Source organism: Thalassotalea euphylliae (genome assembly GCF_003390395.1).
Classification (GTDB): Bacteria; Pseudomonadota; Gammaproteobacteria; order Enterobacterales; family Alteromonadaceae; genus Thalassotalea_F; species Thalassotalea_F euphylliae_C.
Genome location: NZ_QUOV01000001.1, coordinates 2,574,644 through 2,586,985, shown reverse-complemented (window position 1 = coordinate 2,586,985; position 12,342 = coordinate 2,574,644). Strand labels below are relative to the sequence as shown.

At 43.5% G+C, this 12,342-nt stretch carries 7 protein-coding genes; 4 read left to right on the top strand and 3 right to left on the bottom strand.

The features are described from left to right. Positions 1 to 40: 40 nt before the first annotated feature. Positions 41 to 424: a VOC family protein gene (locus tag DXX92_RS11530; RefSeq protein ID WP_116000576.1), complete on the top strand. Its 384-nt coding sequence runs from the start codon at positions 41 to 43 to the stop codon at positions 422 to 424. A 249-nt stretch (positions 425 to 673) separates the two neighbouring features. Further along, the gene (locus DXX92_RS11525; RefSeq protein ID WP_116000575.1) at positions 674 to 3,505 is read left to right on the top strand and encodes a TonB-dependent receptor domain-containing protein; all 2,832 of its coding nucleotides are present in this window, start codon (positions 674 to 676) and stop codon (positions 3,503 to 3,505) included. 528 nt (positions 3,506 to 4,033) lie between these two features. On the opposite strand, the gene DXX92_RS11515 is transcribed toward DXX92_RS11525, so the two are convergent. The 3 genes from DXX92_RS11515 to cmoA all read right to left on the bottom strand — a co-directional run bounded on the left by DXX92_RS11515 (position 4,034) and on the right by cmoA (position 7,373). Beyond that, complete coding sequence (locus DXX92_RS11515) at positions 4,034 to 5,377, bottom strand: anti-phage deoxyguanosine triphosphatase (protein WP_116000573.1); 1,344 nt, start codon at positions 5,375 to 5,377, stop codon at positions 4,034 to 4,036. A 271-nt stretch (positions 5,378 to 5,648) separates the two neighbouring features. Continuing rightward, entirely contained in the window at positions 5,649 to 6,614 is a 966-nt protein-coding gene (cmoB, locus tag DXX92_RS11510; RefSeq protein WP_116000572.1) for a tRNA 5-methoxyuridine(34)/uridine 5-oxyacetic acid(34) synthase CmoB, read from the bottom strand. A gap of 18 nt (positions 6,615 to 6,632) precedes the next feature. Next, positions 6,633 to 7,373, bottom strand: a complete 741-nt coding sequence (cmoA, locus tag DXX92_RS11505) for a carboxy-S-adenosyl-L-methionine synthase CmoA (protein ID WP_116000571.1) — start codon at positions 7,371 to 7,373, stop codon at positions 6,633 to 6,635. 108 nt (positions 7,374 to 7,481) lie between these two features. On the opposite strand from cmoA, the gene DXX92_RS11500 reads away from it, so the two are divergent. Both DXX92_RS11500 and aspS read left to right on the top strand, forming a co-directional pair. After that, positions 7,482 to 10,328, top strand: a complete 2,847-nt coding sequence (locus tag DXX92_RS11500) for a transporter substrate-binding domain-containing protein (protein WP_116000570.1) — start codon at positions 7,482 to 7,484, stop codon at positions 10,326 to 10,328. Between the two features lie 153 nt (positions 10,329 to 10,481). Further along, entirely contained in the window at positions 10,482 to 12,263 is a 1,782-nt protein-coding gene (gene aspS, locus DXX92_RS11495; protein ID WP_116000569.1) for an aspartate--tRNA ligase, read from the top strand. Positions 12,264 to 12,342: the final 79 nt, after the last annotated feature.

The following is a 12,342-nucleotide window of genomic DNA, read 5'->3' as shown; positions in this document are numbered from 1 at the left end:
TGATTTTGGCAGCTTCAATAATGCAACAAGGAGTACAACAGTGAGTGATGAGAACTTAGGCGCTATTGCTTGGCTTGATCTAACGGTTGAAAACGCTCAGCAAACACGAGACTTCTATCAACAAGTTGTTGGCTGGCATGCTCAATCCGTTGATATGGATGGTTATCAAGATTACGCCATGGCGCCAACAAAAATAGGTGAGCCTGTCGCTGGTATTTGTCATGCGCGAGGTACGAACGCCGACTTACCCGCAATGTGGTTGCCTTACTTTTTAGTTAAAAATGTCGAACAAGCTGCGGCTGATGTAAAAGCACTGGGTGGCGTTTTGTGCACGCAAATTAAAACCATGGGTAATGACAGATTTGTGGTCATTAAAGATCCAGCAGGTGCTGCTTGTGCACTTTATGAGCAAGGCTCAAGTTGATTGATTAGCTTTGCCGTATATACTTTTTGTTACCGTTGTTAATGACTTGTAAGCATGGTTTATTCAAATTATTAAGAAGCCGTATAACCTAAGGGTATGGATTGATAAATTATTCTTATTAGTAAAGAAGTTGCTTGTCATCTAATTTTAAATAAGCGAATAAAAATAAAGCAATCTACTTATTGCACTGCGTTGAAAATTAATAACTAAGAACTCTGTTAGAGCGAACAAATAGTGGGAAAGTATCACATGTTTAAGTTAAAGAAAGTCTCAGAATCTTTATTGTTGGCAATCGCCAGTTACGGTATGGCAACTACGGTAAGTTACGCACAAGAAGCTCCTCAAGAAGAAGAGATTGAACGTATCTCGATTGTTGGTTCGAATATTAAGCGAGCTTCTGACATTGGTGCTTTGCCCGTCACAGCGATGACAGAGCAAGACATTGAAAATACCGCAGCTATAACGGGTGATGAACTATTGCGTTCAATCCCACAAATTGGTGAAGTGAACTTTGGTGCTTCAACCGGTAATGGTGGTGTAAATGATGCGCGTGGTGATGTTTCATCGATTAACTTACGCGGTGTTGGCACAGGTAACACGCTAACCTTGTTAAATGGCCGCCGTTTGGTTACTCACCCAGGTACACAGTCAGAGAACTTTGTTCCTGTTTCTACAGTTAACTCGAATACCTTGCCTGTTTCAGGCCTTCGTTCACTAGAAATATTACGTGATGGTGCGGCAGCGATTTATGGTTCGGATGCCGTTGCTGGTGTTGTGAACTACGCACTACAAGATGATTATGAAGGCAATAAATTGAGCCTTTCTTACGGCCAGTCTGAAGGCACACCGTTAGATGAACTGACATTTAGCTACTTAACAGGCTTTGATGTTGGCGATAAAACTCATGTTACAGCCTCTGTCGCTTACTACAGCCGTGACGGTATGATGGCAAGCGAGCGCAGATATTCACGTAGCCATGATCTCAGAAACTTCCCAACGTTGCCTGAAGAGTTTATTGGTGATACTCAACTCGACAATAGAACCACTGCAACTCCATGGGGTGATTTTGTGTCAGATTCACTTGGTCGTTTCCACTTGCAGCCAGCGGATATGGCACCTGGCGACTGTGTGGTTGACTTAGCAGGTGGTGTTTGTGCCGATAGTGGCAGTTTCCCTCGTGATTTGCGTTTTGACCGCGGTACAACTCGTTCGTTAGTGTCAGATGTTGATCGTTTTAATTTCTACACCTATATCACTCATGATTTGGGCAATGATATGGAGTTATTTGCTGAGGCTATTTATTACGAAGCCAATGCCGAGCGAACTCGTGAACAAACACCAAACTTAACCTCTCAGCGTTTTACGGTAGCAGCAGATGCGGCATTTAACCCGTTTGGCGAAGAAGTGCTAGTGCGCAGCTATCGTCCACTAGATGCTGGTCCTCGTAATATCGAAGTTGATGATACAAGCTATCGCGCATTACTTGGCTTGAAAGGTGAGTGGGGTGATTGGTATTGGGAAACAGCAGCTTTCTATACAGCGGCGGAAACTAATGATAAAGCCAATCGCGTAAATGCTATTTTGTTCCAAGAAGCGGTGAACAGTACTGACCCTTCTACTGCCTATAACATCTTTACTGGTGGTGACGTTAACAACCCTAATGAAGGTGATTCGACGCTTAATCCACAAAGTGTTATCGATTCATTTATTACCACAGTGCGTCGTGACTCTGAAACTGAACTTGCTTCAATCGATTTCAAAGCCAGTAATGAAGCCCTTTTCAGCCTGCCGACAGGTGATGTGGGTGTGGCACTTGGGTTAGAGTTTAGACATGAAGGCTTTGAAGACGACCGCGATCCACTACTTGATGGTAGCAGCCCGTTTACTAACCTAGTTACAGGTGCAACACGTCAAGACGCGAGTAGCGTTTTAGGTAGTAGCCCAACACCGGACTCTAAAGGTAGCCGCAATGTCGCATCAGCTTTTGTTGAATTTATTGCACCGCTAATTGATAGTGACTCTCAATACCTAGAAATGCAGTTAGCTGCACGATACGAGGACTTTTCTGATGTTGGTGGCAGCGGCCTAAAACCTAAAGTGGCGTTATTTTGGGTACCAGCAGATTGGATTAGCTTACGTGCATCATATGCTGAAGGCTTTAGAGCGCCAGGTCTACCGCAAGTAACGGCTGAAGGTGTACCAAGAGCCAATACAATTTATGACCCAGTTCAAGACAGAAGTTACTCAGTTGTCGATGTACGTAGTGGTACAACAGACCTAGAGCCGGAAGATGACGAAAACACATCATTCGGTATCGTGCTTGAGCCAACTGAAAGCTTAACCATTACGGCGGACTGGTGGAAAATAGAGCAAGAAGACTTAGTGGGTATTTTACCTGGAGCTTCTCACCTAGCGTTAGATTTCGTGCGACGCTCGCAAGGCTCAACCAACTCAGCGGTAGAGCGTGATCCGGTAAGTGGTGACGTAATTCGTATTAATAATGAATATTTGAACTTAGGTAAGCGTGAAATATCAGGTATTGATTTCAGTGTGATTTACGACTTTGAAACGGACTTTGGTGACTTTGAGTTTACCGTTAACGCTGCACACTTGAAGAAGTTTGACCAAGAACCAAGTGATATTGATAGCGAGTTAATTGCCTTTAATGAAGCTGGTGGGTTCCCGCAACCGATTATTATTCAAGGCGCTGGTGACTTGCTTAAACAAAATGGTCGCCCAGAATGGCGTGGTCGAGCTTCAATTAACTGGCGCTATGAGCAATGGGGTGCAGGTATTAACTCTAACTATGTAGGCTCTGTGATTGATACCTCAACGACAGCGACTGTCGATGGCGAAGTGATTGAATTACCAGTTGATAGCATGACCACAACCAACGTGTATGTTGACTACCGTATTGAGGGCAGTGACAGCTTATTAGATGGCAGTAAAATACGCTTCACCGTTCGTAACATTTCAGACCAAGAGCCACCGCTAGCGGATGAGCTTGCCCACGGTTACTTTGGTGCCTTACACTCGAACCGAGGTCGTTACTTCAACTTGAGCTACTCAAAAGAGTTCTAGTCAACGAAAAACGTTAAGTAACGAAAAATGTGACTCAAAACGGCCTAATGTGAAAACATTAGGCCATTTTTTATTGCCAAATACTCAACACCTTATGTTGAATATCAATAGTAATTGAGTTGTGCGTAACTGTTGTCACCAAGCCTGATGCGTAGAGTCGCAGTTAAATTCGATGCGTTGAGATTTGATGTTTACCTGCTATACCTATAGAGGGAAATAGACTAAGCGAGAATAGTTATGGCAGCGTGCGGCGGAACAGTTCAAAGTAACGGAACGGGTCGGGCTTCCGGAAAGTGGAAAGCCTATCGAAAAGCGTTAAATCATTTTATGAGTAACGGTCAGCAGCTTTGTTCGACCAAGCAATGTCAACAAGGTAATTGCACTTTTCACCTATCAGCAGCTCAATTTGAGGCAATAGAGGTTCAAGACCCGCAGCAGATAGGTGATAAGGTGCAAATTAGCGTACGCGGTGAAGGTTCTTGTATTTGTAGCTAACTCTGCACGCTAACCTATTCTTGTTAAGCTGTCTTAGCTGTGCGCGTCGTAATTATCACCTGTGCTAATCGGTAAAAATAACGTTTGATACAGGCGCGTTGCGTAACCGTCAGTCATGCCGGCAACATAATCAGCGATAACGCGATAGGCATTTTCATCATTGTCGCTCGCGGCTCGCCAACGCTTAGCTGTGCTTGTTGGCAGTAAACGCTCTGGGTCAGACGAAAGTGCTTCGAATAACTCCATCACCACTTGCTGACCTCGATATTCGATACGTTGAATAGCTGGCAGCCTAACAACAAAAGTTAAAACGAAGTTTTTAAAAATATCGAGCACATTTGCCTGCTCTGCTGGCAATTTAGCATTGTATCTTAACAGCGGCTCAGCAAACTCTTGCGCATTTGTGTTGACTGGAAGTAACTCGATAGCCGTGATTAAGTAGTTGACGAGCCCCCCGATAGCGTCCTTTTGCAAATAATGATGCTCAGAAAAGAGTTTATCGGTTAGCCCATCGCAATAGTTGGTCAGCCAGCCTTCGCCAATATCGAGCAAAGGTTTAATTACGTGTTCGTCAAAATCGTTGCGGTTAACAACCCCAGTTACGATGGCATCTTCTAGATCATGAATTCCATAGGCAATATCGTCAGCGAGTTCCATAATTGAACAGTCCAACGATTTATAGCAGGTTCTGCTATGCATGTTGTCACGTGTCACTATGGTTTGGAATAAGTCTCTATCATTGGATGAAAGTGGCGCGAGTATCCAGTCAATAATGTCACTGTCATCTTGATATAACCCTTTAGGCGGGTGCCAATGACGCGCTTGCAACTGACGATAACTAACAGGTGCTTGATTGGGAACTTTGTGCACCAAGTTGTCGATGAGTTGCGGATACTTGATTAAACCCAGTAGTGTGCGACGCGATAAATTCATACCGTGACACTCGCTAAATGGCTCTAGGCGCGCCACAATACGCAATGTTTGCCCATTGCCTTCAAAGCCACCGTGCTTGCGCATCATATAATGCAGTGCCACTTCACCACCGTGACCAAATGGCGGGTGGCCAATATCATGTGCCAAACAAAGTGCTTCAATTAAGGTGTCATCGTCGGGAAATAATTGCGCTGCTAAATCGGGATATTTCGACCTAAGCTGTGCAGTAATGCCGGAGCCAATTTGCGCGGCTTCAAGTGAGTGGGTTAGTCGGGTGCGGTAAAAATCGCTTTGCCCAGAGCTGATCACTTGTGTTTTAGATTGCAGACGGCGAAACGCAGCAGAGTGCAGAATTCTGGCTCTGTCTCTTTGAAATGGACTACGGTGATCTTGCTGGCGTTTTTTAGTGCTTGTTGAGCGACGTGCTAACCAATCTGAGTTCATAGCCTTCCTTTTCCTGTCGAAATCGAAGTTAATATTTTGCTAGCTTGACTTATTTTGACAGTAAAATGCAATACACAGAAAGGCTTAAAGCAGATTGAACAGTTATAGCAACGGTAAAATATAGAAACGGTGAAAAAGAGAATAGACAGTTGAACTGAAGTTGAAACTGCCAAACCTTGGTAGCAACGCAAACAGTGCAAATACTATTGCCGATAAAGTGGACAAAGTATTTGTACTGTTTGGGCTTAGTCGATGGCTTTTCAGCAATAAACTATTTATTGGCGATAAATATCGCGCGTTTAGGGGCAGGGTAGCCTTCAATCGTCTTGCTTGGGTCGTTCGGGTCGAGAAAATCTTTTAATGACTCAGTATCAATCCAATCTGTTTTGCGCTGCTCGGCAAGGTCGGTAACATCGGTATTAACCATGCGAACATTGCTAAAGCCACAACGTTCAAGCCAAGCACACATGGCTTCGCCACTGGGTAAGAACCATACATTGCGCATTTTGGCGTAACGCTCGCCGGGCACTAATACAGTATTTTCATCACCATCAACAATCAAGGTTTCGAGCACTAGCTCGCCACCTTTAACTAGCTGCGATTTAAGTTGATAAATAAAATCGATAGGTGAGCGGCGATGATAAAGCACACCCATGGCAAAAACTGTATCAAAGGCATTTAGTTCTGGTAGTTGCTCAACGCCTAATGGCAGCAGGTGAACACCGTTATCTTTGATAAAGTGTTGAATAGCATTGAATTGGGTGACGAATAGCTGGGTTGGATCAACGCCAACAACAAATTTCGCGCCAGCGCCGCGCATTCGCCATAAGTGATAACCACTACCACAGCCAATATCGAGTACATAACGGTTACTCAGGTCGCTAATATGGGGTGCTAGGCGATCCCATTTGAAATCCGAGCGCCATTCAGTATCAATGTGTAGGCCATGAATATGATAGGGCCCTTTACGCCAAGGTTTTAGCTTTTTCAGCATATGTTCTAGGCGTTTAAGTTGGCCTGGTTCAATTTCTTCTGCCAAACCAACTGTGACACTGTTTTTAATATCAAGGTGGTCAGTTTCCGTAACGGGCAGTTGTTCAATAACTTTTTGCCATTGGGCATATTCACCGTGCAAATGATTTTTTTGCCAGTCTGTCAGTTGAGCAGGTAAGGTATCTAACCAATGGCTTAATCGATTACCGGCGATCGCTTGGTAGAAAGAGTTGTATTGGCTCATTTATTTTTTCACCTTTTATTAAGCACCTTTAAAAGCCACGACGGATAAGAAATTAAAACACTGAAACCATTGGCTAACATTTATAAAGCCTGCTTGAGATAAGCGCTCGAAATGATCTTCTAATGAGTCTGGACGCATCACGTTTTCAAGGGCTGTGCGCTTTTGTGCAATTTCTAATTCGCTGTAACCATTGGCGCGTTTAAAGTCGTGATGCAAATCAATCAATAACTCATTGGTTTGATCATTTTGGTGGGCAATCTTTTCAGACAATACTAATAAACCACCCGGTTTTAAGCCTTGGTAAATCTTATCGATCAGGGCTTGGCGTTTTTCGTTTTCGATAAACTGTAACGTGAAATTAAGTACCACCATTGAAGCGTTTTTAATATCTACGTTTTCAATGTTGTCATTAAATATTTCGACAGGTGTGTTGCCTTTAAACGCCGCGACATGCATTTGGCAGCGCTCAACCATCGCCTGAGAATTATCAATGCCGATGATTTTCGCGTCACTGGCAGTAATGGCTCTGCGCATCGCTAAGGTAGCTGCGCCTAGCGAGCAACCTAGGTCGTAAACCGTTGAGTTGTCTTGCACATATTTCTGACTAAGACGCCCAATCGTGTCAATGATGGTATTGTAGCCGGGCACTGATCGACTGATCATATCAGGAAAAACTTCAACCACTTGCGCATCAAAGGTGAAATCTTTGACTTGGCTATGTGGGTTTGAATAGATTAAGTCGGTGTCGTTTTTTTGCATATAACGCAGTCATTATCTGGAAAATGGCGGCTATTTTACCCGAATGGATTGATCTTGATAAGATAATATTGCATGGTTGATGTGATGTAGTTTTAGGGTTGGTAATTAATGGATTTCAAAAAGGTAAGCACATTCATCGCAGGAGTGCTTTGGCTTATCACTATATTTTCTGGGCATGTTTTAGCAAATAATCAAACAGAGTCACCTACTGAAAGCGTTAGTCAACAAAGCTTTAAAATAGCGATTTATCAGCAGAATTATCCTTATCAATATCTCAATTCTACAGGGCAACCTTCAGGTATTTTCATTGATTTTTGGCGTCTATGGGCTGAAAAGCAAGGTGTAGATATTTCATTTCATGGGTACTCATGGGCTGAGGGACTTGCAGCTGTTGCTAACCAGCAAGTGGACTTTCATGCTGGGTTATTACCCAGTGATACACGTAAACATCAGTTATTGATGTCTAACGGCTTGTATCCTCACGATAGCTTCGTTTATATAGATAGCAAAGTGCAGGATGCGATTACGCTCAGTCAAATTGCGCCATACAAAGTTGGCGCGGTTAACGGGCTAGTTAACCTTGAAATCCTTACCGCCAACAATAATATCAGTGTTCAGCTTTTTCAGTCTCGCCCAGAGCTTTATGACGCGGTACTTAACGGAGAGCTACTCGCGTTTGTTGAGCAAGGAGAGTTAGACAATAGTTACCCACGAATTAAAGAGTTAGGCGCGATCTTCCCCAAATATAAGCGCTTAAATTATTTTACCGGAGACTATAGTGCAGCAGTCGCAAACGATAATGTTGAATTACTTAATTATATCAACCAAGGTTTAGCAAAAATAACCTTAGCGGAGCGTGTTGATATCGAGAAAAAGTTTTTGAATATGGCGCCAGAAGGCGATGTGCTAAACCTTGGATTTGCAGGTAATTTGCCGCCCTATATGGGGTATTCAGCGTCTGGCCAGCCACAAGGCTTGTTTATCGATATGTGGCGACTTTGGGCCAAACACACAGGTCATCAGGTCAACTTCGTTGGCGATTCGTTAAATCGCTCTTTCACCCAGCTAGTGCGTGGTAGCCTTGATGCACATATTGCTTATACCAGTGTCTTTGACGAGAACAGCGGCTTGCAAAAGTCAGCTAAGGTATATTCACTTAGTTCACAAGTTTTTGTCTCAAATCGATTGCCTAATATTACCTCGCTTGAACAGCTTAACGGTAAAGTTGTTGGTGTTTTTAAAGCAGCGCCTTATGTTGACAGCGTAACTAAGCAGTACCCTGAGATTAACTACCGAATGTTTTCAGAATTAGCGGAGATGATTGCCGCCGCTGAGCGTGGCGAAATTGATGCTGCCATTTCTGAAGTAGAAACCATGCAAGTCAAACTGGTTAATGCCAATTTGCAGGGGCTGTTCTACTTACTTGATCAGCCAGCTTTTCCTATCGATATTTTTGCGGTAGTTGCCAAAGGTGATACTCAATTAATGCGTGATATTGAGCAAGGATTTGCTAGCATTCCGCGCAAAGATCTGCACATGCTTGAATCTATTTGGTTAAAAGAGCATGCCAATTCTCATTTTTCGTTACTTGAACCGAAAATTCCACTCACGGCGCAACAACAGCATTGGGTGCAAGAAAATCCTGTGTTGAAAGTAGGCATCACCAAAGACTGGGAACCATTAGAGTTTATTGGTGAAAACGGTCAACCACTGGGTATTAATCGCGATGTTATTGAATCTGTAACGCAAAGTGCTGGCTTTGAACTTGAATTTTTAGCCTATGATAATTGGGCGGCGCTAGTTGCTGGATTTCGTGATAATGAGATTGATTTAATTCTGGGTGTGTCGAGCGATAATAGCCGCGCCCCTGACTTCGACTTTACCGACAGCTATTGGCAAATGCCGTGGAGTATCATTTACCGCCGTATTCTTGGGCGAATAAATAGTTTGACTGATTTAAACGGTAAAACACTCGCTATTGTCAAAGGTTACCAATTAACTAACTGGGTGAAAGCGAATTACCCTGAGATAGATGTAGTTTTGGTCAATTCAACCACAGAAGGGGTGTTAGCGGTGCAACAAGGTTTTGTTGATGGCTTTGTTGAAGGTTTGCCTGTTGCATCTAAGCTCGCGAAACAAGAGAGCATAGTTCCTTTAGAAGTTGCTGTAGTACCGGAATTTCCATCGCAAGATAGCCGCATCGGTATTCACAAAGGTAACCATGTACTGCAAAGTATTTTAAACCAAGGTTTGTCGACGATTGATGACAAAAAGCGGCAAGAAATTTTTAACCGTTGGTTTGATATCAATATTCACTCGGGTTGGGATAAACGATTAGTAACTCGGATCGCTACCCAAGTCGGTTTTGTGATTTTCGCAATTATCCTGTTTGTTGTGCTTTGGAACCGCAGACTGCATAAAGAAGTGGGGCGCCGTAAGGCACTCGAAATGCAAATGAAACACATGGCCACACATGATGAATTGACAGGACTAGCCAATCGAACACTGATTAAAACGCAAATGGAGTCGGCAATTGCACTGCATCAGCGCCAAGGGTTGAAACTTGCGGTAATGTTTGTTGATCTTGATGGTTTTAAAGCCGTTAATGACAAATACGGCCATGACTTTGGCGATGTTGTGCTGCAACAAGTGGCAGAGCGATTAACCAGCTGTGTTCGAAAATCTGATACCGTTTGTCGTTTTGGTGGTGATGAATTCGTGGTGTTGCTAACCAGTTTAAACAATAAAGAAGAAGCTGCATTTATCGCTGAAAAAATTATTAACTTGATTGCTAAACCATTTATTGGCAATCAAATTAAAGCGACGTTAGGGGCCAGTATTGGTATTTCAGTATTCCCCGATGATTCAGACAGCGCAGCCGATTTATTTAAAATGGCGGATAACTTAATGTATCGCGTTAAATCATCAGGCAAGAACAATTATAGTTATCTGTAAGCACTGCTTTTAGGGTAATTACCCGATATCTAAAAATTAGCGAAATCAAGCTGGTTCCATCGGGTGACATTAGCGCGCTTTTCTATATAATATCCGCAATTTTATGTATTCCCCGCTAATGATGGCGGGTTTTTCATGTCAGGATATTTCTAGATGCGTACTCTTTATTGTGGTGAGGTTAACGAATCTCACGTTGGGCAAGAAGTCACTTTATGTGGTTGGGTTAATCGTCGTCGCGACTTAGGCGCTGTGATCTTTTTAGATTTGCGTGATCGCGAAGGCATTGTACAAGTGGTATTTGACCCAGATTTACCCGAAGTACTTGAAACGGCTAACACACTGCGCAACGAGTTCTGTGTACAGGTTAAAGGTAAAGTGCGCGCACGCCCTGAAAGCCAAGTGAATAAAGATATGGCAACAGGTGCCATTGAAGTATTAGGTTTAGAGCTAAACATCTTAAACCGCGCTGCGCCATTACCGTTAGACTTCAATCAAGACAACTCAGAAGAGCAACGCTTAAAGTATCGCTACTTAGATTTACGTCGCCCAGAAATGACAGAGCGTTTACGTTTTCGTGCGAAAGTAACTGCGGCCGTTCGTGAATCGTTAGAGTCGCAAGACTTTATGGATATCGAAACGCCAATTCTTACCGCGGCGACACCAGAAGGTGCGCGTGATTACTTAGTACCAAGTCGTACGCACAAAGGTAGCTTCTTCGCATTGCCACAATCGCCGCAGTTATTTAAGCAATTGCTGATGATGTCGGGCATGGAGCGTTACTACCAAATCGTTAAGTGTTTCCGCGATGAAGACTTACGTGCTGATCGCCAACCAGAATTCACCCAAATTGATATTGAAACGTCATTTATGACGGCTGATCAAGTAATGGAAGTGACGGAAAAAATGATCCGTGATTTATTCCTTAAATTACTTGATGTTGACCTAGGTGATTTCCCACGTATGCCATATTCAGAAGCGATGACACGTTTTGGCTCAGACAAGCCAGACTTGCGTAACCCGCTTGAAATTGTTGACGTGGCAGACATCCTAAAAGATGTTGAATTCAAAGTATTCTCAGGCCCCGCGAATGATGAAAAAGGCCGCGTTGCGGTTATTCGCGTACCACAAGGCGCAGCGCAGTTCTCTCGTAAGAATATTGATGACCTAACAAAATTTGTTGGCATTTACGGCGCTAAAGGTATGCCGTGGCTGAAAGTGAACGACAAAGCCGCTGGCATGGAAGGTATCCAATCGCCAATTCTTAAATTCTTAGATGAAACAGCAGTGAACGCGCTACTTGAACGTACAGGCGCAGATACAGGCGACATTATTTTCTTCGGTTCAGACAGCTACAACTTGGTAACTGAATCATTAGGCGCGCTGCGTTTAAAACTGGGTGAAGACTTAGGCTTGACTACAGACGAGTGGAAACCATTGTGGGTTGTAGACTTCCCAATGTTTGAAGAAGTTGACGGTCACTTACACGCGCTTCACCACCCATTTACTGCACCAAGCAATATGACACCAGAAGAGCTTGAAGCAAACCCAATTGGCGCGCTTTCAAACGCTTACGATATGGTACTAAATGGTTGTGAGTTAGGTGGTGGTTCAGTGCGTATCCACGACCAAGCAATGCAAGCCGCGGTATTTAGAATTCTAGGTATCAGCGATGAAGAAGCACAAGAGAAGTTTGGCTTCTTATTAGAAGCACTACAGTACGGTGCGCCACCTCATGCTGGTTTAGCGTTTGGTCTTGACCGTCTAGTGATGCTAATGACAGGGGCAAGCTCTATTCGTGACGTAATGGCATTCCCGAAAACAACAACAGCGGCATGTCCATTAACCAATGCACCGGGTCAAGCTAACCCTGCGCAATTAGCAGAGTTAAGCATTGCCACGATTGCCAAGCAAGAAGAAAAAGCTGAACAAGAATAGTAGTGATAGGACGCAACGAGTTAAGTTGTTTCCTTAATCTAATTTTGTAAAGTGGTAAAACGCGCTAGGATATCAATTA

What these genes read in the sequence shown, in the direction of transcription:
- DXX92_RS11525 (WP_116000575.1), top strand. Translation starts at nt 674, where the DNA reads ATGTTTAAGTTAAAGAAAGTCTCAGAATCTTTATTGTTGGCAATCGCC.
- DXX92_RS11515 (WP_116000573.1), bottom strand. Translation starts at nt 5,377, where the DNA reads ATGAACTCAGATTGGTTAGCACGTCGCTCAACAAGCACTAAAAAACGC.
- cmoB (WP_116000572.1), bottom strand. Translation starts at nt 6,614, where the DNA reads ATGAGCCAATACAACTCTTTCTACCAAGCGATCGCCGGTAATCGATTA.
- cmoA (WP_116000571.1), bottom strand. Translation starts at nt 7,373, where the DNA reads ATGCAAAAAAACGACACCGACTTAATCTATTCAAACCCACATAGCCAA.
- DXX92_RS11500 (WP_116000570.1), top strand. Translation starts at nt 7,482, where the DNA reads ATGGATTTCAAAAAGGTAAGCACATTCATCGCAGGAGTGCTTTGGCTT.
- aspS (WP_116000569.1), top strand. Translation starts at nt 10,482, where the DNA reads ATGCGTACTCTTTATTGTGGTGAGGTTAACGAATCTCACGTTGGGCAA.